Origin of the sequence: Novosphingobium sp. 32-60-15, assembly GCF_002280675.1 — a bacterium.
In the GTDB taxonomy this organism is placed as follows: Bacteria; Pseudomonadota; Alphaproteobacteria; order Sphingomonadales; family Sphingomonadaceae; genus Novosphingobium.
Map to the genome: position 1 here is coordinate 69116 of NZ_NCEN01000014.1, position 16650 is coordinate 85765.

Here is a 16650-nt window from a genome sequence, read left to right on the forward strand (position 1 = left end):
AAGGCATAAGTGTGATCAGCTTCATTATCGCCAATTACAACGGCAGCAGCTTTTTGGGTAAGGCCGTCGCATCCGCTTTGGCGCAGCGCAACGTCGACGTTGAAGTGATCATTGTCGATGATTGTTCAACCGACGACAGCCCGCAAATCGCAAGAGCATTGGCACAATCAGACCCCCGTGTTCGGTTTATTGCCCTGACATCCAACAGCGGCCCGGCGGGCGCGCGCAATGCTGCATTGGCCGCGGCCAAAGGCGAATGGATCGCCGTGCTTGATAATGATGACCTGCTCCACCCTGATCGTTCCGCAATTCTGATTGCCGAGGCCAAAGCCAGCGGAGCAGACATCATCGCAGACAATCTCGTTCTGTTTGACGATGAGGCAATCGCTTCGCCTCAAAGTTTCCTTGATGGCGACCGCCTTGAATGTCCCCAGTGGATCGGCCTTATCGACTATCTTGAACAGACCAGAATGCATGGCAGAGCGCCTAATCTGGGCTTCCTGAAGCCGATCTGGCGCCGCGATTGGCTCGTTCACAGCGGTCTGCAATATGATGCTAATCTGCGCATTGCCGAGGATGATGACCTGATCGTGCGCGCTCTTCTTGCAGGCGCTAAGTATCGGCTATTGCCCGAGCCTTTCTACTTTTACCGCAAACACGGCGCATCCATTTCACATCGGCTTTCACCTGCCAACGCCGATAAAATGGTGGAGGCGATTGACCGTGTGGAGCCAGCCTTCGACAGCCAACCAGGTGCAGTGCGCAGCGCGTGGGTACGACGCAGCGGTTCAATCCGCGTGGCGCGAGCTTTCGTCCACATTATCGATGCAATCAAAGCCAAACGCTATGGCGACGTTCTCACAACTGCAATCACCACGCCCCAAGCGTTGCTGCTGTTTCGCCAGCCCATTATGGCCAAGTTGCAGCGATTTACGCCGAAATTTCCCAGCAGGGACCCACGCCATTCCGGCAAAGCAGACGTTATATTTATTAGCCGCCAGCGATTGGTTGGCGCCACAAATGGCAGCTCTGCTTATTTGCTCGCCTTGGCCCAGGCAGTGCGCGATGCCGGGTTGGAACCCCATTTGGTCCAACCATCCCCGAGCTTGTTTGGCCGGACGCCGTTTATCAAACTTAGACCTGAAATGGATGTTTTTTCGTCAATCCATATTAGGGAATCTTTAAGGTTTGGTGCCTGGCGAGTCGCATATAGTCCGACGATCTGGCTACGCGCGTTGCATGGCGTCGCCTCGCGTATTGCGAAGCGGGCAGGCCTACAGCGTGGATGGCTTACAGAACGAAAGGCGCCTTATGCCATTTCAACACCATGGACACTTCAAGATCGATTGTATGTGGCCCAATATGCCCGAGGCGCTGAACCGCCGCGCGCTGTGCTCCTCGACTATTTTTTCCAAGCCGAAGCCTTGCCCTATGTCATGGAACCTGCGGTGCGTAGCGCCATAATCATGCATGACAGGTTCAGCGCACGCGACGAACAATTTGCAGCAGCAGGACAAAAGGACAGCGTAGCAGCTATTGATCAAAGCACCGAAGTCGCGGGACTAATGAAGGCAAACGCGGTCATTGCCATTCAGCAGGACGAGGCCGATTTCGTTCGCTTGCATGTCTCCGATACCGTTCCGATTCTTGCACCGATGGCAGCCAAAATCGTAATGGCTCCCCAGCCCGGTACGTCAAATGTCATTCTGTTTGTTGGCAGCAATACCGCACCAAACGTCCACGGGCTGAACTGGTTTATTGAAACCGTCTGGCCATCTATCCAGACAGCTTGCCCGGATGCGGTTCTGCTCGTTGCCGGAAAAGTGGCCGACGCCATCACAGTTCATAACTCGGGCATACGTATCCTTGGCCTTGTGGATGATCTGGCGCCGCTTTACGCCGAAGCAGGCGTCGTGATTTCGCCATTATTGCAAGGATCTGGCCTTAAAATCAAATTGATAGAAGCCTTGGCTCATGGCAAGGCAACTGTCGTCACCAGCGTAACATTGCAAGGTGTGACGAACCTTCTTAAGAACGCTGTGCTGCTTGCAGATGAGCCTCAGCAATTCGCCAAATCCGTCATCTCGCTTTTGCAAGATGACAAAGCTCGTGCGCATCTTGCAGCCAGGGCTTGGGAAGCCGCTTCGCAAAATTTTGGGCCCAAGAATGCCTTCGCCGAATTCAGCGAGTGGCTCACTCAGCGGACCGATGTGGGCGTGCCTTTTACCGACCATGCTCTAACGTAATCGATTTCCATTTTGGCAGGAAACGGAGTGGCCGCGTCAGGATCGCCCGGCCAATTCCCGCCAATCGCCAGGTTTGCCAAGACATACATTGGCTGGTGCATATCTGCCGGCGTTGCCTCGCTCCCGGTCAGTTTGTCGTCGACGTAGAAGCTGATTTTATCTGCAAGCCAGAGCGTGCCGTATGTATGGAATTCGCCATCATCAGCAGGCAGCCGGATTGTTCGGGTTTCCTTTGTAGGGAAACGCGAATGCAGGGTCTGGAACGTGACCCCCGGCTTGTCACCATGAGCTTCCATTACGTCAATTTCTGGCGGCCAGCCGCCCTTTTCCGGCAATAGCCAGAACGCAGGCCAGACGCCCTTCCCACCTGTCCAGCGCGCGCGAACTTCAAAGTAGCCATACATCTGGCTAAAGCGTCCACGCGACGAGATCATGCCGGAACTGTACGTGACATTTTTGAGCGGCGAATTGGCAATTTCGCGGGGTTGCCGCGCCACTTCGCTGACGACCAGAGCCCGTTGTGCAGGTGCAAGCGGCTTGGCTGAAATCGTTAGCGCGCCGCCTTGTACGCTGAAGGGATCGATCCCGAGGCCGAGATAGTCGCGGTCCATATAGACTTGCCGCTCACTATTTCCCCACAAGTTGCGCTTTGCAACGGTTGGCGTTTCCTTTGCGGGATCGTAAAACGCAAATATCCATTTGCTTTGATCAACCTGCGCACCGTTGAAATCATCTTCAAAAGAAGGCGTAAAAACGTGGCTTCTGGGTGGCCCTGATTCCGGTTTGTCACTTAAATCCAATGCGTTGGTGGCAACCACCAAAGCGGCCGCGCCTGCGACAAACGCTGAAATGAGCAGTTGCATTTTTCGTGTCCTTGTCACGCCTTTTAGGTCGTTACAGGTGCTGGGGGTTGGCCCACTACTGTCTGCCCTAAGAAGCCAAGTCCCCATGCCATATGCATAATCATTGCCGCCAATCCTGATAGAGCAGCGCACCGGGAGCGCTTTCGCCATCCGATAAGCGCGCCCGCTATGATGCTTAGCAACGCCCAAGCCAGCAAGGGCAATGCGAGGAGCGGAAATATGGGCGCGGCGAGTGCCACAAAGAGGGCTATTGGCACCAACAATGGTACCATTTGGCGCAATTTCGGGCGCATCTTGTGCAGTTGCAGCGTCTGCGCGCGCCCCTTGCCGTAGTTTCGGTACTGCCGCCAAAGCGCAGTTGGTGTTGCACGTGGATAATAGGTTATCGTGCAGCCCGGCTCCAACCATATTTTGCCAAGCTGCGACAGCCGGTGATCCAATTCAGCATCTTCGTTGTGAGACATCGCCAGATTGTATCCGCCGGCACCACGAAAAGCGTCAATCCGCATCAGCGCGTGATGGCCGTGATCGACATAGGCCCCGCCCCCTTGCGATCGATGCGCTGACCCTCCGGTTCCGATGACCGAATTTTGCGCAGCGGCGGCAGCTTTCTGGAAACAGCTCTTGCCTGTGGTGAACATCGGCACGACAACCGACACCGCGTTCCGCGAAACCCCCGCTGCTACCAATTGCTCCACATAACCGGGAGGGTAGGCGCAGTGGGCATCAATGCGGGCCAACCACATGTGACCATCGCCAAACTGGGCAATTGCCCGATTGATCCCGGCACTTTGAATGCGGTCGGGATTATCCATCAGAACGATCCGTGCATCCACTTCGCCAAGCTGTGCAACAATCTGGCGGCTACCATCTGTACTGCCGCCATCGGCCACGACAATCAAAGCACCGGGGTTGTCAGTTCTAAACTGTTGCAAAAGCGCGGGAAGGTGTGCCGCCTCGTTAAGGCAGGGAATGACAATCAAAGCCTGTCCGGTCATGCCAAACGCCCCTGCCCCATCAACGCCGCCAAAAGAGCATCCGCAAGTGACATTGGCCGATGTAATATCGGTCCGGGGCACGCAGGATACCCCGAATTGAAGCTGGTGAAGCCCTTGGTGATGGACTGTCGGGAGAGTTCGCATGAGACCTGTGAACACGTTTACCAACCATCGGTGCATTGAAAAGCCATGAAAGCAGTGACGTGAATGCACTGCTTTTGGCTCAGAAAGTCTAATCATTTTTTGACCGCGACAACGTGCATTCTCGATCAAAAAAAACCCTGCCAAAACAACATTAATGGTAAGGAAAATTATCACGCAAAAGTTAACAAACCCATTCAGGGATGATTATGAATTTTTACGCGACACACCACTGGATGGTGCAAACTTTTTTTTCTTCGAACAAAACATGACGCCATTTTTACGTGGCGAACCTTTTGCCCCGCTGGGCCGCAAACCTGCAATCCATGCAATATGGACCAGACCAATTGACGGTGATCGATCTTTTGGCCGAATACAGGTTTCCCGGGCGGTGCGTCAGGCTTTGCAGAGCCGCTTCGAAGTTAGAGAGAGCATCCTACAATCGCTGACATCAAAGATGACGGTTGGACGTGCCGCAAGAGCGGGAACCGCATTCATAAGGCACGCTTTTCGCGGTCAAATACTGCCCTTACAATGCTTGCTCTACTCTAATAGGCAAGAGATTGATCGGGTCATTGCTGAGATTAAACATGACGTCGAGGCTGTTTATATCGACGGCATCAGATGCCTGCCATTCCTGCATCGCTTGAAATCTGCCCGGCCACAATTGGCAATTGTGACCGATCTAGATGATCTTATGTCACGCAGAATGGGGCTTTTGCTTGAACTTAATCAGGCCCCGTCAACCGGCTATATGAAGAAGCAGATGCCAAGAATTGTAGAATGGCTTCTTCAATCACGGACGGTTGCGCGCAGCATCTTGCGATACGAGCGCAACGCTCTTCGTGTCATTGAGCGCGATATCGTGACCGCAAGCGACGTCGTTGTGCTGATATCCACAGCCGACGCAGCGGTGCTTTCGGCTCGAATAAAAAATTGCAAAAAAGTGGTTGGAATTGCGCCTCCTGTGAAGGTTGCCAGAGAGCCGCGGTCGATCGGAAAAGACAAGCTTCGGTTTGTGTTTGTAGGAAGTGATGCCCTGCGGCAAAATGAGCTTACGATTGATGCGCTGATCGATATTTGGCAGCGCCATAAAATAACTACGCCCCTTGTTATTTATGGAGATCAGCAACGAAAACTGAGCCTTCCTGCCCACGTTACCATGCCCGGGTACGCCGAAACCATCGATGACATTTATCAGGATGGTAGCATACTGCTATCGCCATCATACCTGGCCGGTGGGCTAAAGACAAAAGTCCTGGAAGCATTTGCGAATGGCGCAGCTGTAATAGGCAATAGTGTTACGTTCGAAGGGATTGATATTGGTGAATACCCATTATTAATCGAAAATGAAGCAGAACTTGTACTGATTCTACAAAATCCTTCAAACTATAACGAAATCATTGACGCTGCTGCCACGCATGGTGCGGCAGTTGTTCGCGAGAAACATGACCCGACAACGTTTGCTGTGCGATGGACCACGCTTGTTGCCGATTCCATTCTTGCTCGATCAGTTTAAGGTTCAAGTAGCACTTGGCGCAATGCATCACAGTCAACTTGCGTTGCAAAAATTGCCGCGCGCGGCACGCTGTCAACTGATGCCTTAAGGGCTAGGTACTGTGAGGCTTCCAACATGACGACTTGCTTTGTGATTTCCTTAAGCTCGTCATCAAGAGTAACGCCGGATTGATGGCGCTCTAGCCAGCGCCCCGTCTCAACCGAGCGCAAAGCAATGGGCACCGCGCCATATGCCATCGCTTCGTAGATGCGGTTGGGCAGGAGCCAGCTTGAATTGAGGCCCTCTTCGAAGAAGTCGATGGCCCACGCGAAGTGGCATTGTGCGTACAAGTGCGGCAGGTCGGATGTGACATAGGGCCCGAGGAAGGTGAATCCCGGCACTTTGGCAACCATCGCTGCAAAATCTGTGAATTCTGCGGGCGACGGGCGACCGGCAATCACCACTTTGATCCGGCCCTCATTTTGGCGGACAAGATCTGCCAAGATATCAAAAGTACGCTTGCAGCGCAGCATGCCAAACCAGCCGATTATCCATGGCGGCCCCGGTGGACTGGCTACTGTACCCTGACCTGACGGTGGAACCGCCGATGCATCCAAAGCCAGAACCTTGTTTTCGATGAGATAGACCGGCGGCAATCGGGGCACGCTTGGCCGGAAGTACTCGCGCTCAAATGCGGGCGAGGATGTCAGCACCAGATCAGCGTTCTTCAACAATCGCGCCTGAACTGCTTGAACGGCTTTTGCCGGTAGTGACGAGCCAAGTAACAACCGGTGAATGTCGAGGCACTCATAGACCAGGCGGGCCTGCGGTGCTGCTGCACGGGCGCGCGCCGCCAAGGCAAAGGCTTCAAGATTGCGCCCGATGATGACGTCAGCCCCCTTTGCCGCTTCAAGGATCGGGCCTGGCCGCAGCAAGTTGGCGAAAACCGCGCCGACACGTTGGGCCATTTTGCCGTCTTCGGTTTTGCCAAGATCAATCACTTGTGCGCCAAGTAATTGCGTAAGTGGCTGATCACGCCGTCTAAATCCCAGCACAGTGGTAGTGGCACCAGAAGCGTTGAACATGCGAACCCGCCGCTCAACCGCAGCGTCATGAACATCGTGGACGAAATAGACGATCTTCAAAAAGCCTCCTGAACGCGAAAATTATGGGATTGCGCGGGGGGAAACGTCCCATCTGCGACCGCGCCGATCATGACGACAATCCGACCTTGAGACTTTTTTGTTTCAGATTGTGAATACACCGGACAACGGGTGCCTACAGATGGCAGTCATATCCATCGAAATTGGAACGGATTTGACCCCTATATTGGCAAAGAACCGCCCAATTCAGACGCATTAAATCCTGCATGCATCTTGAGGGAACGCCCGCATAGCGCCAAAGGTAAATCCAGCTTTTCCGCTAAATATCACCGATATTTAGCTGCAAGTGCATGTCTAGGCTTCTTTGAACGTGGCTTTGCCACTGCGCGTTGCGAAAGGCTTTATGCCGACTGTTTCGATAATCATGCCCGCGTTCCAAGCAGAAGCATCTTTGCGCGCGGCAATCGCCAGCATGTCCAACCAGACGTTTGCTGATTGGGAACTGGTCGTCGTCAACGACGGCTCAACCGACGCGACGCTTGCATTGGCTAACGAATGCGCCGCCAAAGACCCGCGGATTCGCGTGTTCAGCCAAGCGAACCTTGGTGCTTCGGCTGCCCGGAACACCGGATTGCGTGAAGCGAAAGGCGACTGGATCGGCTTCCTTGATGCTGATGACTGGTTTGCGCCGTCATTCCTCCAATCGCTGTTGGACATCCGTACGGCGCACCCCGAAGTTGGCGTGGTATATTGCGATTTCGCGCTTGTGGATGCCAATAATAAACTACAGGAAGAACAAAGGGTTCCAGACCTTAGCGATCCTTTTGGCGCGCTTGCACGGAACTGTGTGCTGTCTGTCCACTGCGCTTTGACCCGTGCCGATATCCTGCGGGCGGCAGGCACATTTGACGAAGCGTTGGTCATTAACGAAGACTGGGACCTGTGGCAGCGTATCGCCCGCACCGGCGCCCAGTTTCGGGGCATCCGGGAAATTCTTGCCTTCTATGTCACCCGCCCCAATTCGCTGTCGCGACGCAAGGTTGAGGCTTTGGCAAGCGACGGCGTGATCGTTATTGAACGCATGTTTGCTGCCGATCCGCGCGTTCCATCATCTGACCTGCGCTATGCCAACGGCTTACCCCTGGAAGACCGGCTGACAATGCTGCTCGATTGGATCATCATGTGCGCGGGCAATGCGGTGGCGCTTGACCTTGATCCGGTCGCATTTCTTGAACTGGTCCCCGATATTGGCGATGCGTTCCTTTACCCTGACGATGCCGCCGGTTCGATGAGCGGCGCGATGGCGTTTGCCCGATGTGTCGAAGTCACAGCTTTGGCCAAGGACTGGGCCGAGCTTGGCCCGCGTGTGAAGCTGTTCTGGGAACGGTTGGCGCAAAAACTGGGGCGGGAACGTCCCGTCGATATGGCGCAAGCCTGCCAATTGCGCCTGATTTTTGGCCCGGACAAATGGCTGGCGCAATTCCATTCAAGCGCGATATTTGCCTGCAAGATCGATATTGCAGAGCCTTTGTATGCGATTGATCCCGGCGCATGTGACATTGTTCTGGCCGATGTCTTCGATGGTTCACAACCGCTTGGCCTGGTCGCAATCCCTGCAGCAGCAACCGTTCCACCATCGGTCATCGCTGATGCCATTCGCAAAACCGCGCCGTACTGGCAACATCGCCGACAAGTTATCCGGTCAATGGCGCCCAAAAAACTTGCGGGCCTGGCATGGCATGCTGGCCGGGAGCTTGCCCGTTCACGCGGGTGGGGCGTCAAGACGATGGCGGCCCGTCCGCAGACCACCGTAGGATCGCTGAAACAACGTTCACGCGCCGCGTTGGTGCTGGGCCTTGGCAAGATGGTGGACGCGCAGATGTCTTATGCGCCTGCTGATACAGCGGCATGGGATTTGGCGCTTTCCAAGTTTGAGGCCGAGGCCAAGATCGCCATCGCCGATGTTCCCGAAGCTGCGCCGGTGGAAAGGCCGGCGCAGGAATGGAACAATGACGTCGAGGTGAACTCTGTCGCCTATTGGGATCAGGTTTTTGAAACCGAAAACCCTTGGGCTTATGATAGCCCATACGAGCAGCGCAAATATGAGCAGACGCTGGATTTGATACCGCGTGACAAGCCGCTGCGCGCAATTGAGCTTGCCTGTGCCGAAGGTCATTTCACCGCGCAGCTAGCCGCTGTTGTAGACGATCTGCTGGCGACCGATATCTCGCGCACCGCAATTGGCCGCGCCGCAGCGCGATGCCGCGCATCCGGGCACGAACACGTCAAGTTTGATCAACTGGATTTCTTCAACAATCCCCTGCCCGGGATGTTCGATCTGATCGTCTGCAGCGAGGTTTTGTACGAAGCCGGAACCCGCGAGAAGCTGGACCAGATCGCGCGCAATATCGCCACACATCTGACGCCGGATGGCGTTCTGGTAACCGCCCATATCATCGAAGTGACCGAAGAACGTGACCGGTCGGGATTCGATTGGGGCGGCGTTTTCGGGGCGAAATCGATTACCGAAGCGTTGCTGGCTACAGGCGAGCTTCAGCTTGAGGCTGAGATCGAGTGCGAGCTTTACCGTGTTCAACGCTACCGCCGAACGCAAACACTGGTGGTCAAAGACGTCCGGCAGGAAGAAATGGGCAGCGCGCCTGCGCGCGAATATGCATTCCATGTGGTTTGGGGCGGGACAAAAGCAACCTGGTCAGAAGTTGAACATGAGCGCGCGCTGGCCGTGCCTGTGCTGATGTATCACCGGATTGCCGAGGCCGACGATGGGCCGCAAAGCCTTGCCCAATACCGCGTTGCTCCCGCCATGTTTGAGGCGCAAATGCGCTGGCTGCGGCAAAATGGCTATCACGGGATCACGCCTGACGAATGGCTTTGCGCAATCCGTGAACGGCGGGCGATTGCCGGTCGCCCGGTGATGCTGACTTTCGACGATGGCTATCGTGACTTTGCCACGGCGGCCTGGCCGATCCTTGGCAAGTTCGGCATCCCTGCAACGGTTGCGATTGTCACCGACCATATCGGCGGTGCCGCACAATGGGATCGCCGCTTTGGTGAGCCTGCGCCGCTGATGAACTGGGATGAAGTGGCCCAGGTAGCCCGCGAAGGCGCGATTATTGCCAGTCATTCCGCCAGCCATTCACCGGTCAATGCCCTGACCGGCCATGAATTGTACCGCGAAGCCATCCAATCGCGTGAGGCCATCAGAAAGGCGACAGGGATTTTGCCGGAAACGGTGATTTATCCCTATGGCATTGAGGACATGGCGGCTTGCCGCGCGTTTGAACACGCTGGCTACAAAATTGGTTTCGGTACCAGATCGGGCGTCGCCACGATGTTGGACGATCCGATGCGCATGCCCCGGGTTGATGTTAACGGGCTGGAAGGGTTGGATGAATTCATCGCCAACGTCACGCAGATGGATTTGCAAACCGGGCGCAAGTGGCAGTCGAGCTTGGCATGACGCCTGTGGCGCTGAATGGCGAAGGCTCGGTGGCCCCTGCGGCCACACTTGACGCTTTTGACGCATTCGATGAATTTGATGATCGGGAAAGCGCTTCGATCAGTGTTGGCGGTGTATTGGCCATCCTCCGCTTGGTCGCGCCGTTTTGGCACGGCATGCTGTGGGCCTTTCCGACGATTGTCGGTTTGGGCCTGCTTGCGGCGGCAGCTGAGGGCATGGGCATTGGCGTCGTCTTGCTGCTGCTCTCCAGCTTGCTCAGGGGCGAGGCCAATCGCGGCTTTCTGGGTGATGACACATTTGACCGGATGGCAGATACCATCCTGCAATGGACCGGTGGTGAAATCTGGGTTCTGGCGGTGCTTGCCGCTGCAATGATGGCGCTGCGCATTTCCGTGATCGTGGCCAATGATGTGGTCACCACATTGGTTGAGGGCCGCATATCGCATCAGGTGCGCACATCACTGTTTCGCAGCCTGTTGCATATGCCAATGGAGGCAATGCAGCGGCGTTCGTTCGGCGATATGCTGGTAGTGGTCAATCACCAGAGCTGGCGCATTGCCGAGGCGACCGATGCCCTGGCCAACATGGTGCTCAGCGGCGTCATCGCACTGTTGATGGGACTGGCGTTGATGATGGTAGCACCTGCAATCGGCGTTGTTGCCATTTGCGGGACGATCCTGCTTTCACTAGCGCTAAAGCCTGTTGAAAAGGCAGCCGAGGCAGCTGGAGAAGAAGTCGCCGATGCATCACGGCAAGTAAGCGTCCTGACGTTGCGCGCCCTGCAATCCATGCGCGCGGTGCGGGCTTTCAGCGGCACCAAGGCACAGATGAAGCTGTTTTCTGCGCAATCGGCAAAGCTGCACCGCTCTTCAAACCGCAGCGATCTTTTGGCGAGCGTGGGGGAGTCTGGCAATCAGGTAACGTCTCTGTTGCTGCTGGTTCTGATCACGCTGGTGGCGCTTTATCAAGGCCTTGGTTTTTCGGTGATCCTGGCATCGGTCGCGCTGCTCTATCGCATGCAGCCTTATGTGGCGGCATTTGATACGCACCGTTTGCGGCTGGCTGTGATGCTCGCCCCCATTCGCGCAGTGACCGAACTTGTCGCCATGGCCCCGCCTAAACGCCAAAACGCATCGTCCACGCCGTTTACCGGAATGCGCAAGGGCATCGCCTTGAACAGCGTGACCTTCCGTTATCCTGATCGCCCTGCTCCGGCGCTGAACAATATCAGCGCGATCATCCCCGCCGGGACTTGGACCTTGATTGATGGCCCCAGCGGCACGGGCAAATCTACGCTGGTCAACTTGCTGCTGGGTTTCCTGCAGCCATCGCAGGGCACGATTACCGTTGATGGCCAACTGCTTGATGATATTGATATCGATGAGTGGCGCGCCACGCTTGCTGTCAGTGGCCAGGACGTTGAACTGATTGACGGCACGCTTGCCGAAAACATCCTGATCGGGCGGGCAGATGCCAGCGATGCGGAGCTGGCAGAGGCTATTGACGTGGCTGGCCTTACCCCGGTGCTCGCCGCTTTGACCGAGGGTGTGCAGACCCGTTTGGGCGAACGCGGCCTCAATCTGTCTGGTGGTCAGCGCCAGCGCGTCGGCATTGCCCGCGCCATGATCACCGATCCGCAAATTCTGATCCTTGATGAAGCCACCAGCGCCTTGGATATCGCGTCAAGCGAAGCCATCATCGCTGGCATTGCGCGGCGGATGGCAGGCCGGACCGTGATCATGATTGGCCACCGCATCGACATCACAATCCCGCCGCATCACCGGATAGAACTGGCCTGATCATGGTGTTTCAAAGGGGTAATCAGCCATGAGCATGGCGCCAGCGGCCCGCGCCGGACAGATCGATACGCTTCGTGCCTTTGCGGTCATGGCTGTGATCTTTTCACACACCATCACCCCGGAATATGCCATCGGCGAATTCGCGTTCTTCGAATTTGGCGCATACGGCGTCTATATCTTCTTCGTGATCAGCGGCTTCCTCATCACGGGGCAGTTGCTTGATATAAAGAAGCTGCGTGAAGCGCGCGATGATGGGCTGGCGGCTCCGCTGAAGAGCTTTTTTGCCAAACGTGCGCTACGGCTACTGCCCGCTTACTATCTGGCGCTTTTCGGAGCGTGGATCATTGATCTGCGAACGATCCGCGCGGAAATGCCGTGGCATATGGCGCAATTGACGAATGTGTTGTTCGGGTTCGACCAGCAGGCTGAATACACCTCTCCGGTCGGGCATCTGTGGAGCCTGAGCATGGAGTGGCAATTCTATCTGGTGTGGCCATTCGTGATATTGCTGTGCGGCCCCCGAAGCCTTCTGGCAATCACGCTGGGGTTGATTGCGTTTTCGTTCACAGCCTGGCTTGAAGTCTTGCCGCTGCCGCAACCCATTTTATTGACCTCAATTCCCGCCTCGCTCGATTCATTGGGCTTTGGCGCGCTTTTGGCGATAGGTGTAGAGCGCCGCTGGCCAATAGCGCGATTTGCGCGGCATGTGTGGTGGGTTGGCTTGGCCGTTGTCATCATGACCGTGCCGTTAATGGTCGGCCAAGCAGACTTTGGATGGGAACTGGCCCCCTATGCCCACGAAATGCTCAACGTGTTTTTCATGCTCGTCGTATACCGCGCTTACTCTGGCTGGACTGGCATGACAGGGTATGTCCTGAACCTTGCACCGCTCCGCTACATGGGCGTCATTAGCTACGGTATATACCTGTATCACCAGTATATTTTGTCTGCATACGAAGGATTGGCGGCACGATTGTGGGGCCGGATGCCAGTTGATTACGGCGTGCTTTTGACAGTCTCGCTGCTTGTCATTTCGTGGATCGCCGCGCACTTTTCGTGGAAGTGGTTTGAAGAACCCATCAACCGCATGCGCCAGCGTTATTCCTATCCGCAGAAGGAAAGACCGGTGACGCAGACAAACATCACCAGCGGCACGTCATAACCATATGTTTTATTAACGGAAATTTCTGACCTACTTGCTAAAGATGCTACATTCGCCGGGCAAGACGTCCACGTCCAAGTAATCAGTTACCGCGTATTTTGGGAGGCACCACGTTTAATGACAATGTTTGTGCCTTCCGCGCCGCGATGTGACCGCACCGGTCGCAGTGCTGGATGAGCGCGGTTACCATCATCATCCCTGCATTTCGCAATGCAGCAACCCTGTCGCGTACGCTGGCCAGCGTCTATGCGCAGTACCACACCAATTGGCGGATCATCGTGGCATGCGATGGCGCGACCGACGGAACATATGAAATCGCCTGCCAAGCCGCTGCTGCTGATAGCCGCGTTGTTGCGCTTGATCTTCCGCACGGTGGGCCATCAAAGGCGCGCAATGCCGCGCTGGCCAAGGCGGATGGCGAATGGTTGCTGTTTCTGGATGCGGACGATACGATTGCACCGACGTTTCTATCGCATATGTTACGAGTGGCGGCGCGCTATCCGGAAGCCGACATTATCGCGTGCGGTTACCGCCGGTTGGACGAACTTGGCCGCGTTTGTGACAGGTTTGCGCCGCTTCCGCTTGATAAGGATAGCTTGGCTGTGTGCGCGGCGGGGCCGCCCGGCGCAATCCACAGCTTCATTGTCCGGCGTGAGCGTGTGGTGAAGTGTGGGGGCTTTGACGAAACCTTGCAGACAAACGAGGATTGGGACCTGTGGCTAAGGCTGGCGCAGGACGGCAGCCGTTTTGCCGTAACGCGGCGCGTTCTGGCAGACTACTGGTCGTCGGCTGATTCTTTGACCCGCGACACGCACATGATGGTGCGCGATGCGCGAACCATGCTGGAGCGCGCGCGTGCGGTTCAGGCAAACCCCGCCCTTGGACTTGAACACTTTGATATGCGCTCTTTCCCCGTTGCCGATCTTGCCTTGCGCAATTGGATGTGGAGCGCAGGCGTTGCGATTGGCCAAGGGCGCGATGTGCCGAACGCCTTCAACGACCTTGGCCCAGAAGTCGATTGCCGGTACCAGAAGGACGAACTGGCGCTGCGGCTGTTCAACGGTATGGTCATTGGCAGTGGCACGGGGCTGTCTGGCCTTGTCCAGCGCTGGCAAGGACTGCACGAACGCGTTGAACAAGTGCTTGGGCAATTGGCCCGGCATGTGGGCCACGATGATGTTGTGGTGCCGATTGCGCGCGACTTGCAATTGCAAACCGCACGTCATGGCCGCCTCAAAGGCCAAATCGATCTGGGCCTGGTACTGGGTGTGCCGTTAAGCCCTGCCATGTTGTGGCGCGGTTTCCAGCCACAAACCCTTGCCGACATGATTGTCTTCCAAGTTCCCTATTTGCGACCCATCACATGGTTCAGCTTTGAAGGCCCGCTTCTTGGCGGCCTTGCTGGCGTGGATGTGCGCAGGATCATCTGGCATAGCATCAAGCGCCGATTGTTGGCCAAACTTGCGCGAACGCCATTGATCCCGCCCCGCATATCAAAGCCGCTTGCACGGTACATGGCATTGGCGCGGCGCGTGGTGAAACGCATTTTCCCGGCGTACGACGCTGCCCGACCTGCAGGGACGTTAGGGGCAAGTGTCCGCAAGATCGAGGCCGACTTGCAAGCGCGCGATGTTCCGCCGCCACCAGTCAGCCCTGCGTTATCGGCAGCAGCCCATCCTGATTCCCGCTCCTCTCCGGAAGAGTGGGACGCGTTCTTTGAACAGGCCAATCCGTGGCGCTATGATAGCGCCTACGAGCAGGTCAAATATCAGCGCACGTCGTCGCTGATCAGGCCAAATGCAGCTGGCAAAGCCTTGGAGATCGCCTGTGCTGAGGGCCATTTCACCATCGATCTTGCATCCCACTTCGGCTCGGTCACGGCGTTGGACATTTCAGAGCGCGCGATTGAACGCGCAAAGCAGCGGGTAGCCGGACGAGGCAGCGTCAATTTTGTCCAGACAGATGTCTTCCGCGATGGCATCGCAGGGCGCTATGACCTGATCACTTGCTCTGAAATGCTGTACTTTGCGCCTTCGGTTGCGGCGCTTGAAAAGCTTGCAGACAACATTGCAGCAGCCCTGAACCAGAATGGCCAGTTCGTTCACGCCCACGCCTTTCTGATCGGGGAAAGGCCTGATCGAACTGCGTTCGATTGGGATGGCACCGCTGGCGGCGATAAAATCTTCGAAATCTTTAACGCAGCGCCCGGCCTGCGCCATGTGCGTGCTATAATCACCGACCTGTACCGGATCGATCTGTTTGAAAAAGCAGAGGAACCTGTAGCCGGTGCCATTGCCCCGGCGGCAGTCATCGAAACCATGCCGCTGGGCTGCGAACTGACAGACCCCGTCGCTGGTGATGTGGTCTGGGATGGCGCAATCTTATCACGTAGCGACTCCAAACTGCTCCGCACGAACCAAATTCCTGTGCTGTTGTTCCATGGCCTTAATACTGGCGAGGTGACCGCAGCGGACGAGGTTTTCGGGCTCTCTGCCGAAGCGTTTGATGCCCATTTGCGGCTTTTGCGCAGACATGGCTTCCGCTCATTGCGCATGGATGAATGGGAGCGTGCGGCCCGCTATAGCGGCAATCTGCATGGCCGTCCGCTGATGCTTACCTTTGATACTTTGGACCACGCATTTATCGACCAGTGTTGGCCAATCATGCGCCGCAACGGCTTTCAGCCACACGTCTTTGCTACGCCTGATGAACTGTTGCATGTTGCAGGAACCGAAGCGACCATCAAGGAATGGGTCTCACTTGGTTTAAGCATCGGCAGCAGGCTGGATGGCCGTGCGGCGGACACGCTCTTGTCGCCCGAGCTTTTGCAGGTTGCGATTGAAACACGCCTGAAGCTTGAGGCTTTGACCGGCTTGACCGTCCGGTCGGTGGCACCGCCCATGGGCATGATCGACCATCGCATCGCTGAAATCCTACACGCCGCAGGCTTTTACCGCTGCTTCCTTGACGATGGTGGCATTGCCACACTGAGCGGCCGTGAAGCGGCAACACCCCGCATCGATATGGCTGCTGAAAACGTGCAACAGGCCATGCTCACCATCATCGCACCAAGTTAAGGTCTGCCCACGCTGGTGTATGCAAAGCCGGCGGCGCGCAGTTCGGCGGGATCGTAGACGTTGCGCAAGTCGACGATGACCGGGGCTTTGGCCAAGCGTTTGACCCGGTTGAAATCGAGCGCGCGGAAGGCGTCCCATTCAGTGACGAGGACGACCGCATCGGCGCCTTCGATTGCGTCATAAGTGTTTTCGACCATCGTCACGCCCGGCAGGATCGCGGCGGCCGCTTCCATACCTTCGGGGTCATAGGCGACGACTTGAGCGCCTGCATCGAGCAGGGTC

Annotated in this window: 10 protein-coding genes; 6 read left to right on the top strand and 4 right to left on the bottom strand. The window is 56.2% G+C overall.

Annotation, left to right across the window (positions count from 1 at the left end):
- Window positions 1-11 precede the first annotated feature (11 nt).
- On the top strand, window positions 12-2246 hold the full coding sequence (locus tag B7Y89_RS11660; RefSeq protein ID WP_292938673.1) for a glycosyltransferase: 2235 nt from the start codon (window positions 12-14) through the stop codon (window positions 2244-2246).
- On the opposite strand, the gene B7Y89_RS11665 is transcribed toward B7Y89_RS11660, so the two are convergent.
- A complete protein-coding gene (locus B7Y89_RS11665; protein ID WP_292938674.1) occupies window positions 2198-3109 on the bottom strand; it encodes a glycoside hydrolase family 16 protein in 912 nt (303 codons plus the stop codon). The genes B7Y89_RS11660 and B7Y89_RS11665 overlap by 49 nt on opposite strands.
- Before the next feature lie 23 nt (window positions 3110-3132).
- On the bottom strand, window positions 3133-4395 hold the full coding sequence (locus B7Y89_RS11670; RefSeq protein ID WP_292938675.1) for a glycosyltransferase family 2 protein: 1263 nt from the start codon (window positions 4393-4395) through the stop codon (window positions 3133-3135).
- A gap of 10 nt (window positions 4396-4405) precedes the next feature.
- Between B7Y89_RS11670 and B7Y89_RS11675 the strand changes: the two genes are divergently transcribed.
- Window positions 4406-5767 (top strand): glycosyltransferase, encoded by a 1362-nt coding sequence (locus tag B7Y89_RS11675; protein WP_292938676.1) that lies wholly within the window; start codon window positions 4406-4408, stop codon window positions 5765-5767.
- Here the strand turns inward: B7Y89_RS11675 and B7Y89_RS11680 are convergent.
- Window positions 5764-6891 carry a glycosyltransferase gene (locus B7Y89_RS11680; protein ID WP_292938677.1) on the bottom strand — a complete coding sequence of 376 codons (1128 nt, stop codon included), beginning with the start codon at window positions 6889-6891 and terminating at the stop codon, window positions 5764-5766. The two genes, B7Y89_RS11675 and B7Y89_RS11680, sit on opposite strands and share 4 nt — an antisense overlap.
- Before the next feature lie 361 nt (window positions 6892-7252).
- Between B7Y89_RS11680 and B7Y89_RS11685 the strand changes: the two genes are divergently transcribed.
- From B7Y89_RS11685 to B7Y89_RS11700, 4 genes are all read left to right on the top strand, one after another.
- Window positions 7253-10330: a trifunctional glycosyltransferase/class I SAM-dependent methyltransferase/polysaccharide deacetylase gene (locus B7Y89_RS11685; protein ID WP_292938678.1), complete on the top strand. Its 3078-nt coding sequence runs from the start codon at window positions 7253-7255 to the stop codon at window positions 10328-10330.
- Window positions 10309-12129 carry an ABC transporter ATP-binding protein gene (locus tag B7Y89_RS11690; RefSeq protein ID WP_292938679.1) on the top strand — a complete coding sequence of 607 codons (1821 nt, stop codon included), beginning with the start codon at window positions 10309-10311 and terminating at the stop codon, window positions 12127-12129. The genes B7Y89_RS11685 and B7Y89_RS11690 overlap by 22 nt, the downstream gene beginning before the upstream one ends.
- Window positions 12130-12157: 28 nt before the next feature.
- Window positions 12158-13291: an acyltransferase gene (locus B7Y89_RS11695; RefSeq protein WP_292938680.1), complete on the top strand. Its 1134-nt coding sequence runs from the start codon at window positions 12158-12160 to the stop codon at window positions 13289-13291.
- A 173-nt stretch (window positions 13292-13464) separates the two neighbouring features.
- Entirely contained in the window at window positions 13465-16368 is a 2904-nt protein-coding gene (locus B7Y89_RS11700; RefSeq protein WP_292938681.1) for a glycosyltransferase, read from the top strand.
- Here B7Y89_RS11700 and B7Y89_RS11705 read toward each other — a convergent pair.
- The coding region (locus B7Y89_RS11705) for a UDP binding domain-containing protein (protein ID WP_292938682.1) at window positions 16365-16650 on the bottom strand (286 nt) is incomplete at its 5' end. The genes B7Y89_RS11700 and B7Y89_RS11705 overlap by 4 nt on opposite strands.